This is a genomic window from Pseudomonas sp. B21-040 (genome assembly GCF_024748695.1).
In the GTDB taxonomy this organism is placed as follows: domain Bacteria; phylum Pseudomonadota; class Gammaproteobacteria; order Pseudomonadales; family Pseudomonadaceae; genus Aquipseudomonas.
This window is the reverse complement of record NZ_CP087176.1, coordinates 1,075,608-1,100,745: the sequence shown is the minus strand read 5'-3', so window position 1 is coordinate 1,100,745 and position 25,138 is coordinate 1,075,608. Positions and strand designations below refer to the sequence as shown.

The window sequence follows — 25,138 nt, the reverse complement described above, 5'->3', positions numbered from 1 at the left end:
CTGAACGGCGTCACTTTAGGGTGACGCCGGTCAAGGCTCAGGAACCGCAATGACCAAAGTCGACTTCTATATCCTGCCCAGCGCCGATCCTTCGGCTCGGCTGGATTTCGCCTGCAAGCTCACCGAAAAAGCCTGGCGCATGGGCCACCGCATTTACTTGCACTGCAGCGATGCCGCCCAGCGCGAGGAGCTCGATGCACGTTTGTGGGCGTTCAAGGGCGAAAGCTTCGTGCCTCATGGTCCTGCCGAAAGCGAACCGCAGAGCTTGATTGTGCTGGGGCTTGGCGATGACTGCGGTCAGCACCAGGATCTACTGGTCAATCTCGACCTGAAAGTGCCGGCATTCGCCAACAAATTCGCCCGCGTGGCGGAAGTGGTGGTGGAAGAGCCGATGATTCGTGCGGCTGCGCGGGAGAGTTTCCGTTTCTACCGCGAACAGGGCTATCCTCTGCAAGACCACCGTTTACAGCGACTCTGAGCATTCCGATGGACACTCCGAAACCGCAACAACAGTCCGCGCACCTGCTGGACGACCTCGAGTCGATCCGCCAACTGCTCGGCGATGACAACCTGCAACCACCGCTGCTGACCGACACGGTCGTTGACGGTGACCAGGAGCAGATTCCCATGTTGTTCGAATCTGTCGACAACGCGCCACAGCCCGTCGAACCCCCTTCACCGCCAGCCGCAGCCGCGCAACCATCACCGCCCCCGAGTAAAGGTCCCGACGCCCTGCTGCATCTGGACAGCGAATTGCGCGCTGCCGCGCTGTTGATCATGCAGGACGTGATCGACGACTTCGCCCCGCACATCGAAACCGAAATCAAACGCCGGCTGGATGCGCGGATGGAACGGTTGCTGAGCCAGTACGAATAACTCCCACAGTAGATCAGCGCTGTATTTGATACAGCGCCCTGTCCGCACCTGCTCGCCCTCTGCCCCTTGCCCCGCTATACTTGCCGGCTTTTCCTGAATAAATGCCAATAGGGTCCCGCCGCGCATGGATAAGACCTACCAGCCGCACGCCATTGAAGCTTCCTGGTACAACACCTGGGAGTCAGAGAATTACTTCGCCCCGCAAGGCGCGGGCGAGTCCTACACCATCATGATCCCGCCGCCGAACGTCACCGGCAGCCTACACATGGGTCACGGCTTCAACAACGCGATCATGGACGCCCTGATCCGTTTCCGCCGCATGCAGGGTCGCAACACCCTGTGGCAGCCGGGCACCGACCACGCCGGTATCGCCACCCAAATGCTGGTGGAACGCCAACTCGAAGCTCAAGGCCAGAATCGTCACGATCTGGGCCGCGAGAAGTTCCTCGAGAAAGTCTGGGAGTGGAAAGATCAGTCCGGCGGCAACATCAGCCGTCAGATCCGCCGCCTCGGCTCGTCCGTGGATTGGAGCCGTGAGCGCTTCACCATGGACGATGGCCTCTCGGAAGCCGTAAAAGAAGCCTTCGTACGCCTGCACGAAGACGGTTTGATCTACCGCGGCAAGCGTCTGGTCAACTGGGACACCAAGCTGCACACCGCGATTTCCGACCTTGAAGTGGAAAACCACGACGAGAAAGGTTTCCTGTGGAACCTCAAATACCCGCTGGCCGACGGCGTAAAAACCGCGGAAGGCAATGACTATCTGATCGTCGCGACCACTCGCCCGGAAACCATGCTCGGCGACGCCGCCGTGGCCGTTAACCCGAACGACGAACGCTACAAAGCCCTGATCGGCAAATTTGTCGAGCTGCCTCTGGTTGGCCGCCGCATTCCGATCATCGCCGACGATTACTGCGACCCTGAATTCGGCACCGGCTGCGTGAAAATCACCCCGGCCCACGATTTCAACGACTACGAAGTCGGCAAACGCCACAACCTGCCGCTGCTGAACATCTTCGACAAGAACGCGGCCGTACTGCCGGCCTGCCAGGTGTTCAACCTCGACGGCACGCTGAACGACAGCATCGACGGCAAGATCCCGGCCGAATACGTCGGCCTCGACCGTTTCGAAGCGCGCAAGCAAATCGTTGCTGCATTCGACGCTGCAGGCCTGCTGGTCAGCGTCAACGATCACGCCCTGAAAGTGCCGAAAGGCGACCGTTCCGGCACCATCATCGAGCCGTGGCTGACCGACCAGTGGTACGTGTCGACCAAGCCATTGGCCGAGCCGGCCATCGCCGCCGTTGAAGACGGCCGCATCGCCTTCGTGCCAAAACAGTACGAGAACATGTACTTCTCGTGGATGCGTGACATCCAGGATTGGTGCATCAGCCGTCAACTGTGGTGGGGCCACCGGATTCCGGCCTGGTACGACGAGTCGGGCAAAGTCTACGTCGGTCGCGACGAAGCCGAAGTTCGCGCCAAGAACAACCTCGGTCCGGACGTTGTACTGCAACAGGACAACGACGTTCTCGACACCTGGTTCAGCTCGGGGTTGTGGACCTTCTCCACACTCGGCTGGCCTGAGCAGACCGAATTCCTGAAGAAATTCCACTCCACCGACGTGCTGGTGACGGGCTTCGACATCATTTTCTTCTGGGTTGCCCGGATGATCATGCTCACCATGCACCTGGTGAAAAACGAAGACGGCACACCACAGGTTCCGTTCAAGACCGTTTATGTTCACGGTCTGGTGCGAGATGGCCAAGGCCAGAAGATGTCCAAATCCAAGGGCAACGTCCTGGACCCGTTGGACATCATCGACGGTATCGAACTGGAAGAGCTGGTGCAGAAACGCACCTCCGGCATGATGCAGCCGAAACTGGCGAAGAAGATCGAGAAGCAGACCCGCGAGGAGTTCGCCGACGGCATCGCCAGCTATGGCACCGACGCCCTGCGTTTCACCTTCTGCTCGCTGGCGTCCACCGGTCGTGACATCAAGTTCGATATGGGCCGCGTTGAAGGCTATCGCAACTTCTGCAACAAGATCTGGAACGCCGCGCGCTATGTTCTGGACAAGGGCGAAGACTGCGGCCAGAACGGTGAAGCCTTTGAGCTGTCCCTGGCGGATCGCTGGATCATTTCGCAGTTGCAACGCACCGAAGCCGAAGTGACCCGTCAACTCGATCAGTTCCGCTTCGACCTGGCGGCACAAGCCTTGTACGAGTTCATCTGGAACCAGTATTGCGACTGGTACCTGGAACTGTCCAAGCCTGTGTTGTGGGACGAGAACGCACCGGTCGAACGCCAGCGCGGCACCCGTCGCACCCTGGTTCGCGTACTGGAAGTTGCGTTGCGCCTGGCGCACCCGTTCATGCCATTCATCACCGAAGAAATCTGGCAGCGCCTGGCGCCGCTGGCCGGTATCGAAGGCAAGACGATCATGCTGCAACCTTGGCCAGTGGCTAACGAAGCGCGCATTGATCAGGCCGCCGAAGACGACATCGAATGGCTCAAGGGCTTGATGCTCGGCACACGCAACATCCGTGGCGAAATGAACATTGGTCCAGGCAAGCCGCTGCCATTGTTCCTGAAGAATGTCAGCACCGAAGACCAGCGTCGCCTCACCGAGAACGATGCCCTGCTGAAGAAACTGGCGCGTCTCGAATCGATCACTGTTCTGGCTGCCGGCGAAGAAGCACCGCTGTCTGCCACGGCACTGGTTGGCGAGATGGAAGTGCTGGTACCAATGGCTGGCCTCATCGACAAAGGTGCGGAACTGGCGCGTCTGGACAAGGAAATCCAGCGTTTGCAAGGTGAAGTGCAACGCGTCGGCGGCAAGCTGTCCAACGCTGGCTTCGTCGACAAGGCCCCGGCCGAAGTGATCGACAAGGAGCGCGCCAAACTGGCTGAAGCCGAACAGGCTTTGAGCAAGTTGGCCGAGCAGCATGCGCGGATTGCCAGTCTGTAACGGCAAATCGCAATGAAAAAGGGAGGCCCGCAACGGCCTCCCTTTTTTGTGCCTGTCACTTTATAACTAACAACGACTATTCCTGTAGGAGCCGAGCTTGCTCGCGATGGCGGCTGAACATTCGACATAGATGCAGCCTGACCGTCCGCCATCGCGAGCAAGCTCGGCTCCTACGGGAATCTGTGTTGCTTCTGATATTGCGTTCCCAAGAGCTGGATGTGGGACAATACCCGCCACTTTTAGCCATACCCGAATCGACCTCGCCCATGAACGCCCCCCGCACACCTAGACCTGCGCGTAAAAAGCCTGACACCGCGACCCCGGCCAAAGCCGTGGAACCGCGCGAAAAAGCCAGCCTTCACCCGCGCAACCGCCATCAGGGTCGTTACGACTTCCCGGCGCTGATCAAAACCACGCCGGAACTGGCGAAGTACGTGATCATCAACCCGTACGGCAAAGAAAGCATTGACTTCGCCAGCCCCGATGCGGTGCGTGTGTTCAACCGGGCGTTGCTCAAGTCGTTCTATGGCATCGCGCATTGGGACATCCCGGCTGATTACCTGTGCCCACCGGTTCCGGGTCGTGCCGACTACGTGCACTTCCTCGCCGACCTGTTGGCCAGCGTCAATGACGGTGAAATCCCTCGCGGCGCGCCAGTCAAAGTGCTCGATATCGGCATGGGCGCCAACTGCGTTTATCCGTTGATCGGCTACAGCGACTACCGCTGGCACTTCCTCGGCTCGGAAATCGATCCGACGGCCGTGGCCGCTGCCAAAGCCATCGTGCAGTCCAACGGGCTGAACAAAGCCATCCAGCTGCGCCAGCAAACCAACCCCAAGCACATTCTGCTGGGCCTGCTGGAGCCGGGCGAACGTTTTGACCTGACCATGTGCAACCCGCCGTTCCACGCCTCGATGGACGAAGCGACCAAGGGCAGCGAGCGTAAGTGGCGCGCCTTGGGCCGTGCCGACCCGAAACGTAAATTGCCGGTGCTGAACTTCGGCGGACAATCGGCTGAGCTGTGGTGCGAAGGTGGCGAGGCGCGGTTTGTCACGCAATTGATCGCCGAGAGCGCCCATTTCCAACACAAAGTGCTGTGGTTCAGCACCCTGGTGTCGAAGGCTTCAAATCTGCCAGCGATCCAGACCGCCTTGAAAAAGGCCGGCGTCCTGGAAAGCCAGGTGGTGGAAATGTCCCAAGGACAAAAGCAAAGCCGCTTCGTTGCCTGGACCTTCCAGACAAAATCCGAACAGCAAGTGTGGCGTGAACGCTGGGCTCGTAAAAGCTGATTAGCGACTGCAACAGCGGCTGACCGCCGGTCAGTCGCTGAATCGCAGACACAAAAAAACCGTGCCCGGATTGCTCCGGAGCACGGTTTTTTTTAACAAGTCTTACTTGTTAACAGCGTCGGTCAGGCCTTTGGCCACAACCAGCTTGATAACTTTCTTGGCAGCGATTTCGATGGCAGCGCCAGTCGAAGGGTTACGGCCAGTACGGGCAGGACGCTCAGTCACTTTCAGTTTGCCGATACCTGGCAGAGTGATTTCGCCGCCGTTTTCCAGCTGATCAGCAACGATTTGGCCCAGTTGGTCCAGAGCGTTACGCGCGGTGGTTTTTGGCGCGTCGATGGCTTCAGCGATGTCGGCGATCAGTTGGTCTTTAGTAAGAGCCATGTAGTGTTCCTTCCCTATCAAATTCATATGGATTGCAGAGTGCAGTGTCAGCCATCGAGCCCGATCTTCTGGATCTGGCACCCTCGGCCAATAACCACTGGATCGGGGTTATAGATACCGAAATCAGGGTTTGGTTCGACCTGACAAATGCTGAATGCACGCTTAACGCAGTGACTTCGCGTAAGACGGGGCAAAACTAGCACAGAGACGGGGAAATATCCGCCTCTAGCTACCCATTTGGTCAGCTTTATTGCTCTAAATCGGGAAAAAAACGCATAAGCACCGTCGGTCGCCCGGGATTTGCCCTTCATGCCGCGCCAAAACCAGTGGTTGCGGTACACTTGGCACTTTTTCGGGGAGCACGCCCTCCTCTCTTCATTCAGCCGAGAAGCCCATGCCGATCCGTCATTGCATCGTCCACCTGATCGACAAAAAACCCGACGGCACACCCGCAGTTCTTCACGCCCGCGACTCTGAACTCGCCGAGTCGAGCGCGATCGAGAACATGCTTGCCGACCTCAATGAGAGCTACAACGCCAAACAAGGCAAGGCGTGGGGGTTTTTCCATGCCGAATCCGGCGCGCACCCGTTCAGCGGCTGGCTGAAGGAATACTTCGAGGGCGGCAAGGACTTCACGGCGTTCAGCCGGGTGGCAGTAGAGCACCTGCAAAAGCTGATGGAAGAGTCGAACCTCTCGGTGGGCGGCCACGTGCTGTTTGCCCATTACCAACAAGGCATGACCGATTACCTGGCCATCGCGCTCCTGCACCACAGTGAAGGCGTTGCAGTGACCGATCAGCTGGATGTCACCCCGTCCCGCCATCTGGATTTGGGCCAATTGCACCTCGCGGCGCGGATCAACGTGTCCGAGTGGCAGAACAACAAGCAATCCAAGCAGTACATTTCGTTCATCAAAGGCAAGAACGGGAAAAAGGTTTCGGAGTATTTCCGCGACTTCATCGGTTGCCAGGAAGGTGTCGACGGCCCTGGTGAAACCCGCACTTTGCTCAAAGCCTTCAGCGACTTCGTGGAAAGTGAAGATTTGCCGGAGGAGTCTGCCCGCGAGAAGACCAAGACCCTGGTCGATTACGCCAGCAGCCAGGCCAAACTCGGTGAGCCCATGGGCCTGGAAGAACTCTCGGAGCTGATCGACGAAGAGCGCCCGAAAGCCTTCTACGATCACATCCGTAACAAGGACTACGGCCTGTCCCCGGAAATCCCGGCGGACAAACGCACCCTGAACCAGTTCCGCCGCTTCACTGGCCGCGCCGAAGGCTTGTCGATCAGCTTCGAAGCACACCTGCTGGGTTCGAAGATCGAGTACGACGAAGAAGCCGGCACGCTGATCATCAAAGGCCTGCCCACCCAACTGACCGACCAGCTCAAGCGACGCAACTGATGCTGAACAGCATCCTGAAGAAATTCCTGCTGATCGTGTTGGTGGTCGTGGTCTACCAGAACTGGGGCAAGATCAAGCGGGTGTTCAACCCCTCACAAGTCGTGTCAGAGCAGACGCAGGCCAAGGCCAACGTCGTGCTCTACGCGACCGACTGGTGCGGCTACTGCAAGCTGACCCGGCGTTTTCTCGACCAGAAAGGTATTCCGTACAAGGAATTCGACATCGAGAAAGATGCCGAGGCGCGCAAGGCTTATGAAGCCTTGGGTGGTGGCGGAATTCCGATCATCGACGTTAATGGTACGTTGATTCGCGGGTATGACCCGGATGCGATCCTCGCCGCATTGAAGTAACTCTTCGCCTCACACAATTCCTGTAGGAGCCTGGCTTGCCCGCGATGGCCGCGACTCGGTCTAACAGTCACACCGCGTAATCGTTCATCGCGGGCAAGCCATGCTCCCACAGGGGCAGGTCAGTGTTTCTCGATGCGGAATCCGAACCGTGGAAAGTGCACATGCACCACGCCGCCACGCTCGTCTTCACGACGCAGAATCAATTCCTCGCTGCCCGCGAACACTAATTCCCCGGCCACCGGATCAACGCCATAATCGGTTGCGGCAATGACCACCTGCTGGCCCGCCTCAAATCCATTGGGCTCATCGAACTGCTCATCCGGCAGTGCCGCTGGCGTGCTATTGCGCGCGATCTCCAGCGCCTCTTCGGAGGTCATCTCGCTGAAGGCACCGTGCCCGAAACCCAATACTCGCGCGTGCCACGCGGCAACCGCCGGGTAAGCATCCACCAGCGGTGCAGTGACCGGGGTGGCTTTGAGGAACCAGAGGCAATGCGCCAGGGCGAAGTCGGCAATCGACGGTTCGCCGAACAGGAAGTCACCCTGCTCGCGCTGCAATTGCAGCTCCAGCCGCGACATGATCGTGGGCCACTGGTGCCGCGCCTGCTCGGCGGACAATCGGGTCGCACTACCGCCACTGAACAATCCAGCGCGGTCAGCGAGAAACGCCTTGATTGCTTCCGGCGACAACCTGCCAAATCTGACGGCGATCGATTCCGGCTGAAACACCAGGCTGACCGCATGCTGGAACACCACCGAATCGGCCCATGCAGCGAGGGTCGCGGCAATCATTTCCTGACCTTCCGGGAAGAACGCCGGCAAGGCTTTTTCCTGTTCCAGTCGACGGGCGATCAGCGACGTGTCGCAGTAAATATCCGCCCCGATCTGCAATACCGGCGTCTTGCGGTAACCGCCCGTCAACGCCGTCAGATCGGGTTTTGGCATCACCGGCGAGATGTTCACCGAGCGCCAGGACAGCCCCTTGAAGCCCAATAACAGACGGGCCTTTTCGGCAAAGGGGGACGTCGGGTAATGATGAAGAATCAACTCGGACATGCTCGGCTCCGCCGCACGGATTAGGAATCCGCAGCTTAGCGCGCAATCCGCACGCGGCCTACAGATCTGCCTGATGGGAACCTATCAGTCAGGTTGATAAGCCCGCAGCAGCACTCGCCACCAGACATTTCTTGGCTAAGAGAGGCACAAGTCAGTCAGTTGGCGGCCTTGAAACATGCCGACCATCGACAGACCACTGTACATATAGACATATAGGTTTATATCCGGCACATTTCGCCCCCATTGTTATAATTTGGGTCTGCAAACCCAAGGAGATTGAAATGCCTGCTCAACACATCCCGGTCCGGGCTGTCGATGTAGCGGCCGCCATTCAGGAGCGAATGGGGGAAATGACAGCAATGAAGCTTCAAAAACTTGTTTACTACAGCCAGGCTTGGTCACTTGTTTGGGATGAGGCACCGCTCATAACGGAGCAGGTGCAGGCGTGGGCAAATGGCCCAGTAATTCCTGAGCTCTACACCGCTCATAGGGGGCTTTACTCAGTCGCACCAGGCCAGATCGAAGGCGACTCGGGCAAACTCGACAAAGACCAACTTGAAACGATTGAAGCCGTGTTACAGCACTACGGTGACAAGCACTCTCAATGGCTAAGTGACCTCACACACGCAGAAGACCCATGGAAAAATGCTCGCCAACAAGCTGGCTTGACGGACGGCGCGCGAGGCAACGTTGAAATCAGCCAAGCGGCTATGGCCGAGTATTACAGCTCTTTGTGAGGCTTTATGGCGAAGGGATCGCAAAAAAAAGTACCAAAAACCCGCGTAGCTCCAACTTTCGACAAACCTGCAAAGCACCCCCACTCGCGAGAGATGCCAATATCCGGCATTTCCTGGCGCTTCAGCCGCATCGATAAAGGCGGTCCTTTTTCATGGTCTGATCTCGCAGAACCCACTGACTACAAAGCTGTAATGGAACGCTTGCACTGCTTTGAAACGATGTGCGCACGGGAGATACGAGAAAGCGGCTCGCATGACATCGATATAGTCGACTTGTCGAAGGAAGCACGACATCGACTCCAAGAAATCCAACAAGACGACATTGATTCCCTGATGTCATTTCGTATCACCGGCGCAAAAAGAGTTTTTTGTATTCGAGAGCGTGAAGTCATGCGCGTTCTTTGGTATGACCCGGACCACCAAGTCTGCCCTTCACTAAAAAAACACACTTGAACCATGCTCGTTTGATGCTTTGGGCACTCGCATGCTAGCAACGGCATCCTCATCTAAGTGCATCGCTTCGAAACTCCTACGATCTTGGTCAACTTATCAAATCGATAAGCCCGCAGCAGCACTCGCCACCAGACATTCCTTGGCACTTTTCTTGAGTTTTTTGATCAGCCGTTCCTGTCGTAGCGCTTCGCTTTTATCGCGACAGACTTCGGTGTAGACCAAGGCCACGGCAGGGCTGGACAGGAAAAACCGCGCGCCCTTGCCGCTCTGGTGAGTGGCGAAGCGACGCACGGGATCGTCGCTGATCCCGCAGTAGAGCGAGCCATTGGCCGCGCGAACGAGGTAGACGAACCAGGGTTTGCTGACGGGCAGCGCCGGCTCGGCGGCAATGTCGGAAGATTCGCTCTGGGTGTTCACGTGACGATCAAGGCTTGTAGGAAACAAGCCGCGATCTTATCAGCGACTGGCCTGGAATGCCTTCAGCCCCTTCAGGGCTTGAGCTCGCACGGCGTTTCTGACCAGAGGTGTCCAGCCCAGAATCAGCCCTTTGAAACCCAGCGCCTGGCGGGACCAGGTCCACAGGTCGAAGCTGTCGTGATGTTCGCAAATCTTGCCATCGCGAAATATGAAGCGGGCCTGAATGTCGTTGACCACGGTGTTGCCAGTCTGGCTGAACAGATACGTCGCGACCCAATGCGCACCGCCGGTGCGCTCGTCGGCCCGCACGTTATCGAACGTCAGGGAGAAATCCTTCGCCCGGGTGGTGAGCATGCGCCACATGTCGCCGGCGTCGCGGCCGCGCAGTTCACCGAACGCCGGATCACTGAACACCACGTCGTCGGTATAGCAGGCGCTCATGGCCTCGGCATCCAGACGCTGGAAAGCTTGATAGAACCGGGTGATCAATTCGTTGTGGGCATCACTCATGGGCAGACTCCCTGTGCTTGCAAAATGGCCTTGAAAGATTGCCTGCACGATAGTCTGCAACGGAGCGAAACACTATCGGCATTCGCGGGCCGAATACCGACAGTGCGCAGGCGTCAGACTTTTTCGCTTTCGACTCGAACGTACAGCGAACGTCCTGCACCGAGCCCGGCAATAATCGCACCGAGACCAATCACACCAAAGATCCAGCCCAGCGCTGTCCAGCCGCCGGTCCAGTCATGCACGATACCCACCGCGAACGGTCCCATCGAGGCCAAGGTGTAGCCGAACCCCTGGGCCATGCTCGACAGGTTGGCCGCGACATGCGAGTCCCGCGAGCGCAGCACAATGAGGGTCAACGCCAGGCTGAACGTGGCACCCTGCCCCAGACCGAGCAGAATCGCCCAGCCCCACAGGCCTTCAATCGGCGCATACAGACAGCCGAACAGGCCGCCGAGGGTCATCAGCATCACCACCACAATCGCCAGGCGCTGATCCTTGCCGCGTGTCGCCAGCCAAGGCGCCGCCAGTGAACTGACCAACTGAACAATCACCGAACCTGACAGCACCAGACCGGCTTGTGTCGGCGTCAGGCCACGGCCGATCAGGATCGACGGCAACCAGCCAAACACGATGTAGGCCAGGGAGGATTGCAGCCCCATGTACAAGGTCACTTGCCACGCCAACGGATCACGCAGTAGCCCGCGAACCCGGTAAGCGACATTGTGTGCACCGTGTTTCTGGCCGCCCACTTGCGGCAACCAGAAGATCGCCGCGATCAATGCTGGCAACACCCAGAAGCCAAGACCCAAGGCCCAGCTTTTGTCGAAATGCTCGCTCAGTGGCACGGTCGCACCTGCGGCCATCGCCGCCCCCAGACACAAAGCCATGGTGTAGACACCGGTCATGGTGCCGGCCTGTTTCGGGAAATCTCGCTTGACGATACCGGGCAACAAAACACCGATCACACCAATGCTCGCACCAGCCAGCACACTGCCGGCGAACAAGCCTGTCTGGCCAAATGAGCTGCGCAAAATGATCCCGCCCGCCAGCATCAGCAGAATGCCCAACACCACCCGCTCGGCACCAAACCGTCGCGCCAGCACCGGCGCCAACGGCGCGAACAAGCCGAGGCACAGCACCGGTAAAGTCGTCAGCAGGCCGGCCTGGGCAGCCGACAAACCGAGGGTCTTCGAGACCTCGCTGAGCATCGGCGCCATGCTCGACAACGCCGGGCGCAAGTTCAACGCCACCAGGATCAGACCCAGTAACAACAGCCATGGCCGGCGCAGTATCGGGTGACTTTGCTGGACTTGTTCGTCATCCGCTTCGGCGTCGATCAGCAGCTCTTCGAGCTCCGTCGTGCGCTTGGATTGGGCGAGGTTGTTTTCGCTGCTGGACATGGGCTTCCCGGTTTCAAGGTTCATTGATCAACTGCCTCGACAAAGCTTTGGCCCGCTCCGGGTCACGTTGTTCGACGGCATCCAGCAGCTCGATATGCAGGTCGAATACTTCCTGGCGTCGCGGGGTGATATTCAGGGTCTGGCGCAATTGCGCGCCGATGACGCTGGAGAAATAGCGATACAGCTCGCTGAGCGTCGGGTTGTGCGCGGCATCCACCAGACGGCGGTGGAAGACCAGGTCGCAGGCGATGTAACTGTCGAGATCGCCGTGGTAATGACGGCCGCTGACGCCGAGTGCCTCGCGCAACGCCACCAGGTCTTCATCCGTTCTGCGTAACGCAGCGAGACCGATGGCTTCAACTTCGAGGATGTGCCGCGTTTCGCGGGCTTGCTCATGGGAGCAGCGGGACAAGGCTTTCATCGTGTCCAACGGATCGATCACGGCCCGCAGGTAGCTACCGTCGCCCTGGCGGATTTCGATCAATCCGGAAAACGCCAATACACGCATGGCTTCGCGCACCGTGTTGCGGCTGATGCCCAGTTCGGTCGCCAGTTCCGGCTCGGTGGGCAAGCGTTGGCCGACGACCCAGACGCCTTGCGTGATGCGAAGGCGTAGCTGGTCCAGCGCTTGGTCGACCAAGGATCGCTTGGTCAATGGAGAAATGTCTGACATGGAATTCGCCCTTTCATCCAATCATAGGATGAATTTTCTGACATGTTAGTCAGCTACCTGTAGGACGGCAACCGCCTACGGTCAGAGAGAAGGAAATGGAGCGGGATTTTCGATTGGTCAAAATTACCCTTTAAGGGTAATTTCAGGGATAGGGTTCACAGCTTCTTATGGAAAAGAACACACCCCACTACGCCTTGTCAGTCATCAAGGACGAGGTAAGAAGGCAAGGAGCCAAAGCGTTTACTCAAGTCGCATTGAGATCTGGCACGCAAATGGGATTGCACCTGCGAGATATGGAATCAATCATTTGCTCGCTGGAACGCCGAATGCTCTACAAGTCAATGACGTGCTACTCCGATCACCGAAGGTGGCAGGATGTTTACCACACTACATTTCGTGAAATGGAGCTCTACATCAAAGTGACCTACTGCCCCAACGGTGGGCCCCCGGTGATCTCTTTCAAGGAGCGGAACTTATGAACACGCGGCAATGCATGAGTTGTGGCACTCGACATGCCATGCAACATTTCGAAGGTCGCAGCCTCAGTGTCGACTACAAGAACGTATCACGCTGGGTGCACGATATCGCCGGCTGGGAGTGCAAGGTATGCGGTGAAATCATTTTCGATAATGAAACTGACAGCGCCGAGCGCTATTCCGACGCTGGCGATAAATTGCTCGAAGACTGCTTTCAGACCATGGGCGCGGAGATGAAACGCATCCGCCGAAAATTACATCTCACGCAGAAGGAAGCGGTGAAGCAGCTTTCCGGTGCTGGCCACAATGCGTTCTCACGTTACGAGCGCGGCGAACTTCCACCCCCTCAAGCGTTGTTCACGCTGATGCGCCTGCTGGATCGGCATCCTCACTTGCTGGCTGAAATACAAGCCATGAACGAAGGTTCCGACTTGAAGCGACTGCTGGCAGCACGCTTCCCGGAGCAGGAAACGGTACTGGCGTCCTGACCCCGAATATCAGCCAAAAATAAACCCGGAACACTGTCCGGGTTTATTTCACTGCCTGGCTTCGATCAATGCAGGATCTGGCTCAGGAACATCTTGGTCCGCTCATTCTGCGGGTTATCGAAGAAGTCGTTCGGCGCGGCCTGTTCGACGATTTCACCCTTGTCCATGAAGATCACGCGATTGGCCACGGTACGGGCGAAGCCCATTTCGTGGGTTACGCAGAGCATGGTCATGCCGTCTTCAGCCAGGCCGATCATGGTGTCCAGCACCTCTTTCACCATCTCGGGGTCGAGCGCGGAAGTGGGTTCATCGAACAGCATGATTTTCGGTTTCATGCACAGCGCGCGGGCAATCGCCACACGCTGTTGCTGACCACCGGACAGTTGCCCCGGGAATTTATGCGCCTGCTCCGGAATGCGTACGCGCTCCAGGTAATGCATGGCGATTTCCTCGGCCTGGCGCTTGGGCATTTTGCGTACCCACATCGGCGCCAAAGTGCAGTTCTGCAGAATGGTCAGGTGCGGAAACAGATTGAAGTGCTGGAACACCATGCCGACTTCACGGCGCACCGATTCGATCTGCTTGAGGTCGTTGGTCAGTTCCACGCCATCGACCACGATGCGCCCCTGCTGGTGTTCTTCCAGTCGATTGAGGCAACGGATGGTGGTGGACTTGCCGGAACCCGACGGGCCGCACAACACAATACGCTCGCCCTGTTTCACGTTCAGGTTGATGTCTTTCAACACGTGAAACTGGCCGTACCACTTGTTCACGCCCTGCATCTGAATAATGCCTTCAGGGCTCACAGGCTTTTTGATTGCTTCGCTCATTACAGAACTCCTAACGCTTGTGGCCAGTGTCGAGCTTGCGTTCCAGATGCATGGAATAGCGCGACATACCAAAACAGAAAATCCAGAACACCAGGGCCGCGAACACATAACCTTCAGTAGCCATGCCCAGCCATTTCGGGTCGGCGGCGGCTTGTTTGACGCTGTTGAGCAGGTCGAACAGGCCGATGATGATCACCAGGCTGGTGTCCTTGAACAGCGCAATGAAGGTGTTGACGATGCCGGGAATGACCAGCTTCAGGGCTTGCGGCAGGATCACCAGGCCCATGCTGCGCCAGTAACCGAGGCCCATCGCGGCAGCCGCTTCGTACTGACCTTTTGGAATCGCTTGCAGACCACCGCGCACCACTTCGGCCACATAGGCCGACTGGAACAGGATCACGCCGATCAGCGCCCGCAACAGTTTGTCGAAGCTCATGCCTTCAGGCAGGAACAACGGCAGCATCACCGACGACATGAACAGCACCGTGATCAACGGCACGCCGCGCCAGAATTCGATGAAGGTCACGCAGACCACGCGAATCGCCGGCATGTTCGACCGACGGCCCAACGCCAGGACAATCCCCAGCGGCAACGCACCGGCAATCCCCACGGTGGCGATCACCAGGGTCAGCATCAGCCCGCCCCACTGGCTGGTTGCCACGTTGGTCAAGCCGAAGATGCCGCCATGCAACAGGAAGTAGGCAATGATCGGGTACAGCACCAGGAAGCTCAGCGCGTATACCGCTTTACGGTGAAAGCGCGAGATGAACAACGGTGCAATGCCGATGACGGCCAGCCACACGGTCAGGTCCACGCGCCAGCGCAGTTCCGGTGGGTAGTAGCCGTACATGAACTGACCAAAACGCTGTTGGATAAACACCCAGCAGGCGCCTTCCTTGGTGCAGTCGGCGCGGGTCGTGCCCACCCAGTTGGCGTCGAGGATGGCCCAGTTCAGGATCGGTGGGACGACCAGGTAAATCAGGTAAAACGCGAACAGGGTCAGCAAGGTGTTGAGCCAGCTGGAAAACATGTTCGCGCGCATCCATGCGACCACACCGATGCTGCTGCTCGGTGGAGGCATGTCAGGTTTGAAAGTATGAGTACTCATGCGCTTTTCCTTACCGCTCGATCAGCGCAATGCGCTTGTTGTACCAGTTCATCAGCAGGGAGATGCTGATACTGATCGCCAGGTACACGCTCATGGTGATGGCAACCACCTCGATCGCCTGCCCGGTCTGGTTCAGCACCGTACCGGCAAACAACGAAACCATTTCCGGATATCCGATACCGGCCGCCAGCGAGGAGTTTTTCGCCAGGTTCAGGTATTGGCTGGTGAGCGGTGGAATGATCACGCGCAAGGCTTGCGGGATGATCACCTTGCGCAGCGTCGGACCGTTGCGCAGGCCAAGCGAATGCGCCGCTTCGGTCTGGCCGTGGCTGACCGACTTGATGCCCGAACGCACGATTTCGGCGATGAACGCCGCGGTGTACACCGTCAGGGCCAGGGTCAACGCCAGCAATTCCGGGATCAGTACCCAGCCACCGATGAAGTTGAAGCCTTGCAGCTTTGGCATTTCCCAGTGCAGCGGCGCGCCGAAAATCAGTGCGCACAGCGCCGGTATCACCAGGAACATCGCCAGACCGGTCCAGAATTTGTGGAACGGTACACCGGTCTCTTCGAAGCGCTTGGTCGCCCACCGGCTCATCACCACGATGGCGACGATGGCCACCACAACGCTCGCCACAAACGGCCAGAACCCGTCCGCCATCAGGGCGGCCGGCATGTTCAGGCCGCGGCTGCTGACGTAGAAGGTGTCGCCGAAATTATGACTGTTACGCGGCCCCGGCATCGTCAGGAACACCGCGAAGTACCAGAACAGGATTTGCAGCAGTGGCGGAATATTGCGGAAGACTTCCACATACACCGTCGCTACCTTGCTGATGATCCAGTTCTTCGACAGCCGTGACACGCCGACGATGAACCCGAGGATCGTCGCCAGGATCACGCCGATGAAGGTCACCAGCAGCGTGTTGAGCAAGCCGATGACAAACACTCGGGCATAGGTGTCCGATTCGGTGTAGTCGATCAGGTGTTGAGCGATGCCGAAACCGGCACTGCGCTCCAAAAAGCTGAAACCGGAGGTAATGCCCCGGTGCTGAAGATTGGTCTGGGTGTTATCAAACAGATACCAGCCCATCGAGACCACCGCCACGATGGTGATGATCTGAAATAGCCACGCACGCACTTTGGGATCGCTGAGGCTAAGCCTCTGCTTTGGTGCGCCGATTGAATTTTGCATGAAGTGCCCCGGATGTAATGGAACAGAACATCACCCGGTGGTTGGCCCACCGGGTGATAGAACCATCAGCGCACTGGTGGTGCGTATTGAATGCCGCCAGCGTTCCACAGAGCGTTCAGCCCGCGGTCGATTTCCAGCGGAGTGTTCTTGCCGAGGTTCTTCTCGAACACTTCGCCATAGTTACCGACTTGCTTGACGATCTGGACGACCCAGTCTTTTTTCACTTTCAGGTCTTTGCCGTATTCACCGTCGGTGCCCAGCAGACGAGCAACGTCCGGGTTCTTGGTGCCTTTGGCTTCAGCTTCGACGTTTTTCGAAGTGATACCGGCTTCTTCAGCGTTGAGCATGGCGTAGCCAGTCCAGCGCACGATGGCCAGCCATTCGTCGTCGCCGTTACGCACGACAGGGCCCAGAGGTTCTTTGGAAATGGTTTCCGGCAGAACCACGTAGTCCTTCGGCGAGGCCAGCTTGCTGCGCTGGGCGAACAGCTGAGACTTGTCGGAGGTCAGTACGTCGCAACGACCGGACTCGAGCGACTTGGCGCTTTCGTCAGAGGTGTCGAACGTGATCGGGGTGTATTTCAGACCGTTGCCGCGGAAGTAGTCGGAAACGTTCAGCTCGGTGGTGGTACCGGCCTGGATGCAGATGGTTGCACCGTCCAGTTCCTTGGCACTCTTGACGCCCAGCTTGTTGTTAACCAGGAAGCCGATGCCGTCGTAGTAAGTGATGAAGCCAGGGAATTTCAGGCCCATGCCCGCGTCACGAGAGCTGGTCATGGTGGTGTTGCGCGACAGGATGTCGATTTCGCCCGACTGCAGCGCAGTGAAGCGCTCTTTGGCGTTCAACTGGCTGAACTTCACTTTGGTCGCGTCGCCGAAAACGGCAGCGGCCACAGCACGGCAATAGTCAGCATCGATACCAACGATCTTGCCAGTGGAGTCCGGAACCGAGAAACCCGGCAGACCGTCACTTACACCGCACTGTACGAAACCTTTCTTCTGCACTGCATCCAGGGTTGCACCCGCCTGAGCGAACCCGCTGACACCGAGTACTGCGGCTGCAGTCACGATGGCCAGGGTGGATTTCAACATCTTCATTCAAACCTCCAGTTTTGCTCTTGTTGTGTCGGAGCTTGAGTCCTGCCGCACCCTTTTGAGGCGTAATTGACCCCTGTTGATTTTTTTTAGGGTCAACCGACGTAAGGACCTGCGCTATGAGTCTAGTAGGAGAAAACCCACATCATGGATTACTCACTTCTCACCAATCGGCCGAACGGGCTGTAGCCCTTTCACGCTCGCTAAGCCCGTAACGGCCACTGGCGAACATCCATCACCGGATTCTTTGCTATCCCACCACCAACAATGGCCTGATAGTGTTACCGACAGGCGTGGGATTGTTCGTGCAGGTTTTCCCATAGCAAGGCCCGTACCAGACCGCCTGCTGAAGCGTTTATGCGACAGGTCAATAGCAAAACTTGTAGCCTTGCGACATCTTGTTAACTGATCAACCAGACGCGCACCCGGATCTCGCACTCAATGAGAGCGCGCGCACAACTATGGAGCAGCCATGACCGAGCCCCTTATCCTTGAACCCGTGAAGGCCGCAGACGCCTGCGTTATATGGCTTCACGGCCTGGGTGCCGACCGTTACGACTTCCTGCCGGTGGCGGAAGCGTTGCAGGAAACCCTGCTGAGCACCCGATTCGTTTTGCCCCAGGCGCCGACCTGTGCCGTCACCATTAACGGCGGCTACGAGATGCCGAGCTGGTACGACATATTGGCCATGAGCCCAGCACGCTCGATTAACCGTGAACAGCTGGAAGCGTCGGCGGACAGGGTCATTGAATTGATCGAAGAACAGCGAGCCAGCGGAATAGACGCCTCGCGGATTTTCCTGGCAGGCTTTTCCCAAGGCGGTGCCGTGGTGTTGCACACCGCATTCCTGAAATGGCAGGGGCCATTGGGTGGCGTACTTGCCCTCTCCACTTATGCCCCGACGTTCAGCGATCAGCTTGAGCTTTCAGCCAGCCAGCAACGCATTCCCGTGCTGTCGTTGCACGGTCAATACGATGACGTGGTGCAAAACGCCATGGGCCGCTCTGCCTATGAGCATTTGAAGCAGCGTGGTGTCACCGTGACATGGCAAGAGTACCCAATGGGTCACGAAGTGTTACCCGAAGAGATTCACGACATCGGCACCTGGCTTACAGAGCGTTTGCGTTAACGTTCAGGTGAAATACCGCCCTTTGATCATCCCACTACGCCGCGCCCGATTCTTGCATTACACTGGCCGGCGTACATTCCTTAACCAATTGATGAGATGACCGTGCTCAAAGCACTCAAGAAAATGTTCGGTAAAAGCGAGGCTGAGCAGCTCGCGCCAGTTCCCAGCGCTCCGTCTCATACTCCCAGCCACCGCACCGACGGTAATCAGCCTGGCCGGACCGCAACCGTAGCGGCACCGAAACACGAGCCGATGACCACACCGGCCACTCCCTCTGCCCCGGCGACTGCCGATGAGCAGCCGCGTAGCGAAGCGCCAAAACCGGCAAAACCGCGTCGCGAACCCAAGCCAAAAGTCTCTGTCATTCCCTGGAAACTCGAAGATTTCGTCGTCGAACCCCAGGAAGGCAAAACCCGCTTCCACGATTTCAAACTCGCCCCGGAACTGATGCACGCCATCCAGGACCTTGGCTTTCCGTACTGCACGCCCATTCAGGCGCAGGTGCTTGGCTTTACCCTGGCGGGCAAAGACGCCATCGGTCGCGCCCAGACCGGCACCGGCAAAACCGCGGCGTTCCTGATTTCGATCATCACCCAACTGCTGCAAACCCCGCCGCCGAAAGAGCGCTACATGGGTGAGCCGCGGGCGCTGATCATTGCGCCAACCCGCGAACTGGTGGTGCAGATCGCCAAAGACGCAGCGGACCTGACCAAATACACCGGCCTCAACGTCATGACGTTTGTCGGTGGCATGGACTTCGACAAGCAACTCAAGCACCTCGAAGCCCGCCACTGCGACATCCTCGTCGCCACCCCGGGCCGCTTGCTCGACTTCAACCAGCGCGGCGACGTGCACCTGGACATGGTCGAAGTCATGGTGCTGGACGAAGCCGACCGCATGCTCGACATGGGTTTCATCCCGCAAGTGCGTCAAATCATTCGCCAGACGCCGCCGAAGAACGAGCGTCAAACGCTGCTGTTCTCCGCAACCTTCACCGAAGACGTGATGAACCTCGCCAAGCAATGGACCACCGACCCGTCGATCGTCGAGATCGAAGCGCAGAATGTGGCCAGCGAAAACGTCGAGCAGCACATCTACGCCGTTGCCGGTGCCGACAAATACAAATTGCTCTACAACCTGGTCAACGACAACGGTTGGGAGCGGGTGATGGTCTTCGCCAACCGCAAGGATGAAGTGCGACGCATTGAAGAGCGTCTGGTGCGTGATGGCGTCAACGCCGCGCAACTGTCTGGCGATGTACCGCAGCACAAGCGCATCAAGACCCTGGAAGGTTTCCGCGAAGGCAAGATCCGCGTTCTGGTCGCCACTGATGTGGCCGGTCGCGGCATTCACATCGACGGCATCAGCCACGTGATCAACTTCACCCTGCCGGAAGTCCCGGACGACTACGTGCACCGCATCGGTCGTACCGGCCGGGCGGGCGCTGATGGCGTGTCCATCAGTTTTGCCGGGGAGGACGACTCCTACCAGTTACCGTCCATCGAGGCGCTGCTGGGTCGCAAGATCAGCTGTGAAACACCACCGACGCATCTGTTGCGGGCGGTTGAGCGCAAGCGCCCATAACCGGGCACTTGAAGAAAGAGGCGCAGCCGGCAACGGACTGCGCTTTTTTTTCGTCTGGTTTTTTTCAACAGGAGCTTGCCCGATACAACTAAAAGTCCATAATGGACAAATTAGTTTAGTTCAGTGTCCGGAGCCGACCATGTCCAGTACGCCTTATGTGATCACCCAACCTCAGGCTCGCGAGCTGCTGGCCAGGGTCGATGTGCCGCAAATCCTGCGCAAGCTGTTCCGCGACCTGGCTGCCGGGCAAGCGGTGCAACCGGCACAGCAACTGGTGGAATTCCCTCAGGGCGCGGGCGATTTCATCAACTACCTCGGCGTACTGGCGCAAGACGGTGTCTACGGGGTTAAAACCTCACCGTACATCGTCCGCGAACAAGGCCCGCTGGTGACCGCGTGGACCCTGCTGATGTCGATGCAGACCGGCCAGCCGCTACTCCTTTGCGATGCCGGTGAATTGACCACCGCACGCACGGCCGCCACCACCGCCGTGGCGGTCGATGCACTCGCCCCTTTAAAGGCTCGGCGTCTGGCGATCATCGGCAGCGGCAAAGTTGCCCAGGCACACCTGCACTACGTCAAAGACCTGCGCGACTGGCAGAGCATCACGCTGTATTCGCCAAGTCTGAGCGACAAGCAACCCGAAGTATTGGCGCACCTCAACAGTCTCGACCCACGCCTGGTCATCGTCGACAGTCGCGAAGCGGCCACCGGGGACGCCGACGTGATCATGCTGTGCACCTCGTCCGCAGGGCCGGTGATCGACCCGTCAAGCTTGAGTAAACCGGCGCTGATCACCTCGATCAGCACCAATGCCCCACACGCCCACGAAGTCCCGCCGCAGAGCCTCAATGACATGCAGGTGTTCTGCGACTACCGTGTGACCACACCAGGGTCGGCCGGTGAAATGCTGATTGCCGGCGAGCAACATGGCTGGGACAAGCAGGCGATTGTCGGCGACTTGCCTGACTTGCTGAGCGAAAAGGTACAGCGCCCCGATTACAGCCGGCATGTGTTCTTCCGCTCCATCGGCCTGGGCCTGGAAGACATCGCGCTGGCCAATGCCATTTACCAATTGCAGCGTTAACCCTCCGTTTCTGTAGGAGCAAGGCTTGTCCGCGATTGCATCACCGCGGCTAACCTGAATGCCCGCGGCGTCTGCATCGCGGACAAGCCTTGCTCCTACAGAAAACCATTTACTCCGGCCTTTGCGCCCCATCAGGAGACGTTCATGAGCCAGGCAGACTTCATCATCATCGGCGGCGGGATTGCCGGGGCTTCCACCGGTTTTTGGCTCTCGCAGCAAGCCAGGGTGATTGTGCTCGAACGCGAATCGCACCCGGCCTATCACTCCACCGGACGTTCCGCTGCGCTGTACACCGCCGCCTACGGCACTCCCCAGGTTCGCGCACTGACCCAGGCCAGCCGCGACTTCTTCGACGCACCACCGCCCGGTTTCTGCGAACACCCGCTGCTGACACCACGGGGCGAGATGACCGTGGATTTCACTGGCGATCCCACTGAATTGAACAATCAATACCTCAGCGCCAAAGCCACCGTACCTGAGATGCAACTGCTCAGCGCCGACGAAGCCTGCGCGCGCCTGCCGATTCTGCGCCGGGAAAAAGTCCATGGCGCGATCTACGACCCCACCGCCAGCGACATCGACACCGACGCCCTGCATCAGGGGTACTTGCGCGGCATTCGACGCAACAAAGGCGAAGTCCTGACCGACACCGAAGTGCTAGGCCTGGCCCGGAACGCCGAAGGGATGTGGCAGGTAACCACTAACGGCCAGACCTTCAGCGCCCCCGTCATCATCAATGCCGCCGGTGCCTGGGCCGACAAAATCGGTGCACTGGCCGGCGCCCGGCCGTTGGGCCTGCAACCGAAACGACGTGCCGCTTTCATCTTCGCCGGTCCCGACGGCGTGGACATCCACCATTGGCCGATGCTGGTCAGCCTCGATGAATCGTTCTACATGAAACCCGACGCGGGGATGTTCCTCGGTTCGCCCGCCAATGCCGACCCGGTAGAGCCGCACGACGTGCAGCCCGAGGAGTTGGACATCGCGATGGGCATCTACCAGATCGAAGAAGCCACCACCTTGACCATTCGCCGTCCGACCCGCACCTGGGCTGGCCTGCGCAGCTTCGTACCCGACGGTGATTTGCTCTCCGGCTTCGACCCGACAGTGCCAGGGCTGTTCTGGGTCGCTGCACAAGGCGGTTATGGCATTCAGACGTCACCCGCCATGGGCCAGGCCAGCGCAGCATTGGTGCGCGGCGAAGCCTTGCCGGAGCCACTCAGCCGTTTCGGGCTGGACGCCGGCATGCTCTCCCCCGCTCGCCTGGGCTGATCACCTGCTCAGGTGACGTGTCGACACGATTGCGGCAAACTTCACGCGCCCTTTTTGCAGGGCGCTGACGCTGCCTGGAGCTCCACTGTATGAACGCACCTGAAAAAGACCCGGCGCTGGACAATTACCGAGCGATCGCCGATGCCATCGCCACGCTGTTTTTTCCTCATGCCGAGGTGGTGCTGCATGACCTGCGCACGCAAAAGATCGACTACATCGCCAACAATCTGTCAAAACGCGAAATCGGCGATGACGCCGCGCTGGAGGACATGCTCAGCGACGATGTCAGCGAAACCAACATCGGCCCTTACGAAAAGCTTAATTGGGACGGTCAGAAGATTCGCAGTTTGAGCACGGTATTGCGCGACGCAGAAGGTCACCCGCTCGCGGTGCTGTGCGTCAACCTGAACATCTCGCTGTTCGAAAATGCAAAAGCGGCGCTCGATCTATTCCTGTCGCCGTCCAAATTGATCCCGCAGCCGGATTCACTGTTTCGTGATGACTGGCAGGAGCGCATCAACACCTTCCTGCACGCTTGGCTGCGCGAACGTCAGTTGAGCCTTAACCTGCTGACGCGCGATCACAAACGCGAACTGGTGCTGGCGCTGCACGCCGAAGGCGCCTTCAAGGGCAAGAGCGCTTCGAACTATGTGGCCAATGTGCTGAACATGGGACGGGCGACGGTTTACAAGCATTTGAAGGAATTGAAGGGCTGAAGATTTGCAGTGATTGCTCCGGCCCAATCGCGGGCAAGCCCGCTCCCACAATGTTCGAGTCGTACACAACATACATGTGCATCACTGAACCTGTGGGAGCGGGCTCGCCCGCGAAAGCGATTGATCAGTCGCCGTAGATATCGGACTTGAAGTACTTGTCGGAAATCTTCTGATACTCGCCATTGGCACGAATACCATCAATGGCAGTGTTCAGCTCACTGACCAGCTCACCATTGCCCTTGCGCACCGCGATCCCCGCACCCTCGCCAACGTATTTCGGGTCCTTCAACTCTGGCCCGACAAACGCATAGCCTTTGCCGCGCGGCATCATCAGGAAGTCATTGAGGGGAATGGTGTCGGCAAAAATGGCATCGAGACGACCGGCGGCCAGGTCCATGTAGATTTCTTCGTTGTTGCCATAGCGCTTGACGTTGATGCCCTTGGGCTCAAACACCTCGGTGGCATATCGGTCAGTGGTGGTTGCCCGCTGCACGCCGACAGTCTTGCCCTTGAGGCTGGCGTACTGGTCATCCACGACAGCGCCGTCCTTCATGACCAGACGCGAGGAAGTGAAGTAATACTTGTGGGTGAAATCCACCGACTTCTTGCGGTCTTCGTTAATGGTCATGGACGACAGGGCCATGTCGATTTTCTTCACCTTCAGAGAAGGAATCAGACCGTCGAACTCGCCTTCGACCCACACACATTTGACCTTCATCTGCGCGCACAGGGCATTACCGATGTCGTAGTCGAAACCGACGATCTCGCCTTTGTCGGTTTTGGAAGCGAACGGCGGATAGGCGGCTTCGATACCGATGCGCAGGGTTTTATCAGCGGCGAACAGCGAACTGCACGCCAACAGGCTCAGCGCCAGACCGGTAATGAGGGGGAGTTTCTTCATGTTCGTTCTCTCGCAGGTTGTTGTTGGTTTGGCAAGACAGAGGAAAGAGCTGAAACAGGGAAATATCTTTTTTGTACTTATATTTCCATACTGGACTTTAATGTACAAATCGTCAATCGGGCGCGCGCACCTCGCACCGGCCGATGGTCGGGAGGCGAGTCAGCGAGAATTGATCGTTCCCACGCTCTGCGTGGGAATGCCTGAACGGACGCTCTGCGTTCGGCTCTGAAAGGGACGCGGAGCGTCCCGGGATGCATCCCCACGCAGAGCGTGGGAACGATCAACGCAGGAACTACTTGTTCCAGCGATCCGCCGCCGCATGATCGCTGTCACGCCCTTCCACCCAACGCGGGCCGTCGCTGGTGTTTTCCTTTTTCCAGAACGGCGCGCGGGTTTTCAGGTAATCCATGACAAAGGCACAGGCATCGAAGGCGGCCTGACGATGGGCGCTGGCGGCGCCAACGAAGACGATCGGTTCCCCCGGCTCCAGGGCGCCGATGCGGTGCAACACTTCCAGCTTCAACAGCGGCCAGCGTTGCTCGGCTTCGATGGCAATTTTGCCAAGCGCTTTTTCGGTCATGCCCGGGTAGTGTTCAAGGAACATCCCGGCCACATCGAGGCCGTCATTAAAGTCGCGCACGTAGCCGACAAAACTCACCACCGCGCCCACGCCCACATTGGCAGCGTGCATGGCGTTGACTTCGGCACCCGGATCGAACGGCGCAGGCTGCACGCGAATCGCCATGG

General features: G+C 58.4%; 27 protein-coding genes. 15 read left to right on the top strand and 12 right to left on the bottom strand.

Going from position 1 to position 25,138, the window contains the following annotated elements:
- Positions 1 to 49 precede the first annotated feature (49 nt).
- The 4 genes from LOY55_RS04895 to rlmF all read left to right on the top strand — a co-directional run bounded on the left by LOY55_RS04895 (position 50) and on the right by rlmF (position 5,136).
- A complete protein-coding gene (locus tag LOY55_RS04895) occupies positions 50 to 478 on the top strand; it encodes a DNA polymerase III subunit chi (RefSeq protein ID WP_109786053.1) in 429 nt (142 codons plus the stop codon).
- A gap of 8 nt (positions 479 to 486) precedes the next feature.
- Positions 487 to 876 (top strand): hypothetical protein, encoded by a 390-nt coding sequence (locus LOY55_RS04890; protein ID WP_046028992.1) that lies wholly within the window; start codon positions 487 to 489, stop codon positions 874 to 876.
- A gap of 124 nt (positions 877 to 1,000) precedes the next feature.
- Positions 1,001 to 3,847 carry a valine--tRNA ligase gene (locus LOY55_RS04885; protein WP_109786054.1) on the top strand — a complete coding sequence of 949 codons (2,847 nt, stop codon included), beginning with the start codon at positions 1,001 to 1,003 and terminating at the stop codon, positions 3,845 to 3,847.
- A gap of 266 nt (positions 3,848 to 4,113) precedes the next feature.
- Positions 4,114 to 5,136 (top strand): 23S rRNA (adenine(1618)-N(6))-methyltransferase RlmF, encoded by a 1,023-nt coding sequence (gene rlmF / locus LOY55_RS04880; protein ID WP_109786055.1) that lies wholly within the window; start codon positions 4,114 to 4,116, stop codon positions 5,134 to 5,136.
- Positions 5,137 to 5,238: 102 nt separating this feature from the next.
- On the opposite strand, the gene LOY55_RS04875 is transcribed toward rlmF, so the two are convergent.
- Positions 5,239 to 5,520: an HU family DNA-binding protein gene (locus LOY55_RS04875; RefSeq protein ID WP_007905514.1), complete on the bottom strand. Its 282-nt coding sequence runs from the start codon at positions 5,518 to 5,520 to the stop codon at positions 5,239 to 5,241.
- Between the two features lie 394 nt (positions 5,521 to 5,914).
- On the opposite strand from LOY55_RS04875, the gene yejK reads away from it, so the two are divergent.
- Both yejK and LOY55_RS04865 read left to right on the top strand, forming a co-directional pair.
- A complete protein-coding gene (gene yejK, locus LOY55_RS04870; RefSeq protein ID WP_007944833.1) occupies positions 5,915 to 6,919 on the top strand; it encodes a nucleoid-associated protein YejK in 1,005 nt (334 codons plus the stop codon).
- Positions 6,919 to 7,269 (top strand): glutaredoxin family protein, encoded by a 351-nt coding sequence (locus tag LOY55_RS04865; protein ID WP_223523787.1) that lies wholly within the window; start codon positions 6,919 to 6,921, stop codon positions 7,267 to 7,269. The genes yejK and LOY55_RS04865 overlap by 1 nt, the downstream gene beginning before the upstream one ends.
- A gap of 119 nt (positions 7,270 to 7,388) precedes the next feature.
- Here LOY55_RS04865 and LOY55_RS04860 read toward each other — a convergent pair whose 3' ends face one another.
- A complete protein-coding gene (locus LOY55_RS04860) occupies positions 7,389 to 8,324 on the bottom strand; it encodes a glutathione S-transferase family protein (RefSeq protein WP_046028987.1) in 936 nt (311 codons plus the stop codon).
- 281 nt (positions 8,325 to 8,605) lie between these two features.
- On the opposite strand from LOY55_RS04860, the gene LOY55_RS04855 reads away from it, so the two are divergent.
- Entirely contained in the window at positions 8,606 to 9,061 is a 456-nt protein-coding gene (locus LOY55_RS04855; RefSeq protein WP_109786056.1) for a Panacea domain-containing protein, read from the top strand.
- 6 nt (positions 9,062 to 9,067) lie between these two features.
- Positions 9,068 to 9,514 (top strand): hypothetical protein, encoded by a 447-nt coding sequence (locus LOY55_RS04850; RefSeq protein ID WP_223523786.1) that lies wholly within the window; start codon positions 9,068 to 9,070, stop codon positions 9,512 to 9,514.
- A 96-nt stretch (positions 9,515 to 9,610) separates the two neighbouring features.
- Here LOY55_RS04850 and LOY55_RS04845 read toward each other — a convergent pair whose 3' ends face one another.
- The 4 genes from LOY55_RS04845 to LOY55_RS04830 all read right to left on the bottom strand — a co-directional run bounded on the left by LOY55_RS04845 (position 9,611) and on the right by LOY55_RS04830 (position 12,514).
- Entirely contained in the window at positions 9,611 to 9,931 is a 321-nt protein-coding gene (locus LOY55_RS04845) for a GIY-YIG nuclease family protein (protein ID WP_109786057.1), read from the bottom strand.
- 39 nt (positions 9,932 to 9,970) lie between these two features.
- Complete coding sequence (locus LOY55_RS04840; RefSeq protein WP_046028983.1) at positions 9,971 to 10,441, bottom strand: nuclear transport factor 2 family protein; 471 nt, start codon at positions 10,439 to 10,441, stop codon at positions 9,971 to 9,973.
- Positions 10,442 to 10,554: 113 nt separating this feature from the next.
- Positions 10,555 to 11,865: an MFS transporter gene (locus tag LOY55_RS04835; RefSeq protein WP_223523785.1), complete on the bottom strand. Its 1,311-nt coding sequence runs from the start codon at positions 11,863 to 11,865 to the stop codon at positions 10,555 to 10,557.
- Positions 11,855 to 12,514 (bottom strand): FadR/GntR family transcriptional regulator, encoded by a 660-nt coding sequence (locus tag LOY55_RS04830; RefSeq protein ID WP_046028979.1) that lies wholly within the window; start codon positions 12,512 to 12,514, stop codon positions 11,855 to 11,857. Before LOY55_RS04830 ends, LOY55_RS04835 begins: the two co-directional genes overlap by 11 nt.
- A 167-nt stretch (positions 12,515 to 12,681) precedes the next feature.
- Between LOY55_RS04830 and LOY55_RS04825 the strand changes: the two genes are divergently transcribed.
- Positions 12,682 to 12,993 (top strand): type II toxin-antitoxin system MqsR family toxin, encoded by a 312-nt coding sequence (locus tag LOY55_RS04825; RefSeq protein WP_109786058.1) that lies wholly within the window; start codon positions 12,682 to 12,684, stop codon positions 12,991 to 12,993.
- Complete coding sequence (locus tag LOY55_RS04820; protein WP_046028975.1) at positions 12,990 to 13,478, top strand: type II toxin-antitoxin system MqsA family antitoxin; 489 nt, start codon at positions 12,990 to 12,992, stop codon at positions 13,476 to 13,478. Before LOY55_RS04825 ends, LOY55_RS04820 begins: the two co-directional genes overlap by 4 nt.
- A gap of 65 nt (positions 13,479 to 13,543) precedes the next feature.
- On the opposite strand, the gene LOY55_RS04815 is transcribed toward LOY55_RS04820, so the two are convergent.
- From LOY55_RS04815 to LOY55_RS04800, 4 genes are all read right to left on the bottom strand, one after another.
- Entirely contained in the window at positions 13,544 to 14,308 is a 765-nt protein-coding gene (locus LOY55_RS04815; RefSeq protein ID WP_007944823.1) for an amino acid ABC transporter ATP-binding protein, read from the bottom strand.
- Between the two features lie 10 nt (positions 14,309 to 14,318).
- Entirely contained in the window at positions 14,319 to 15,416 is a 1,098-nt protein-coding gene (locus LOY55_RS04810; protein WP_046028973.1) for an amino acid ABC transporter permease, read from the bottom strand.
- A gap of 10 nt (positions 15,417 to 15,426) precedes the next feature.
- The gene (locus LOY55_RS04805; RefSeq protein ID WP_109786060.1) at positions 15,427 to 16,608 is read right to left on the bottom strand and encodes an amino acid ABC transporter permease; all 1,182 of its coding nucleotides are present in this window, start codon (positions 16,606 to 16,608) and stop codon (positions 15,427 to 15,429) included.
- 65 nt (positions 16,609 to 16,673) lie between these two features.
- On the bottom strand, positions 16,674 to 17,705 hold the full coding sequence (locus tag LOY55_RS04800) for an amino acid ABC transporter substrate-binding protein (protein WP_046028970.1): 1,032 nt from the start codon (positions 17,703 to 17,705) through the stop codon (positions 16,674 to 16,676).
- Positions 17,706 to 18,174: 469 nt separating this feature from the next.
- Here LOY55_RS04800 and LOY55_RS04795 point away from each other — a divergent pair, with 469 nt between their 5' ends.
- From LOY55_RS04795 to LOY55_RS04775, 5 genes are all read left to right on the top strand, one after another.
- Complete coding sequence (locus LOY55_RS04795) at positions 18,175 to 18,831, top strand: alpha/beta hydrolase (RefSeq protein ID WP_223523784.1); 657 nt, start codon at positions 18,175 to 18,177, stop codon at positions 18,829 to 18,831.
- Positions 18,832 to 18,927: 96 nt separating this feature from the next.
- The gene (rhlB, locus tag LOY55_RS04790) at positions 18,928 to 20,415 is read left to right on the top strand and encodes an ATP-dependent RNA helicase RhlB (RefSeq protein ID WP_223523783.1); all 1,488 of its coding nucleotides are present in this window, start codon (positions 18,928 to 18,930) and stop codon (positions 20,413 to 20,415) included.
- 139 nt (positions 20,416 to 20,554) lie between these two features.
- Entirely contained in the window at positions 20,555 to 21,502 is a 948-nt protein-coding gene (locus tag LOY55_RS04785; protein ID WP_223523781.1) for an ornithine cyclodeaminase family protein, read from the top strand.
- A 144-nt stretch (positions 21,503 to 21,646) separates the two neighbouring features.
- Positions 21,647 to 22,774 (top strand): FAD-binding oxidoreductase, encoded by a 1,128-nt coding sequence (locus LOY55_RS04780; protein ID WP_046028964.1) that lies wholly within the window; start codon positions 21,647 to 21,649, stop codon positions 22,772 to 22,774.
- 89 nt (positions 22,775 to 22,863) lie between these two features.
- A complete protein-coding gene (locus LOY55_RS04775) occupies positions 22,864 to 23,490 on the top strand; it encodes a transcriptional regulator (protein ID WP_046028962.1) in 627 nt (208 codons plus the stop codon).
- A gap of 124 nt (positions 23,491 to 23,614) precedes the next feature.
- Here LOY55_RS04775 and LOY55_RS04770 read toward each other — a convergent pair whose 3' ends face one another.
- Together LOY55_RS04770 and moaE are read right to left on the bottom strand one after the other, a co-directional pair.
- Positions 23,615 to 24,391, bottom strand: a complete 777-nt coding sequence (locus tag LOY55_RS04770; protein WP_046028961.1) for an ABC transporter substrate-binding protein — start codon at positions 24,389 to 24,391, stop codon at positions 23,615 to 23,617.
- Between the two features lie 292 nt (positions 24,392 to 24,683).
- Positions 24,684 to 25,136, bottom strand: a complete 453-nt coding sequence (moaE, locus tag LOY55_RS04765) for a molybdopterin synthase catalytic subunit MoaE (RefSeq protein ID WP_109786062.1) — start codon at positions 25,134 to 25,136, stop codon at positions 24,684 to 24,686.
- Positions 25,137 to 25,138 lie beyond the last annotated feature (2 nt).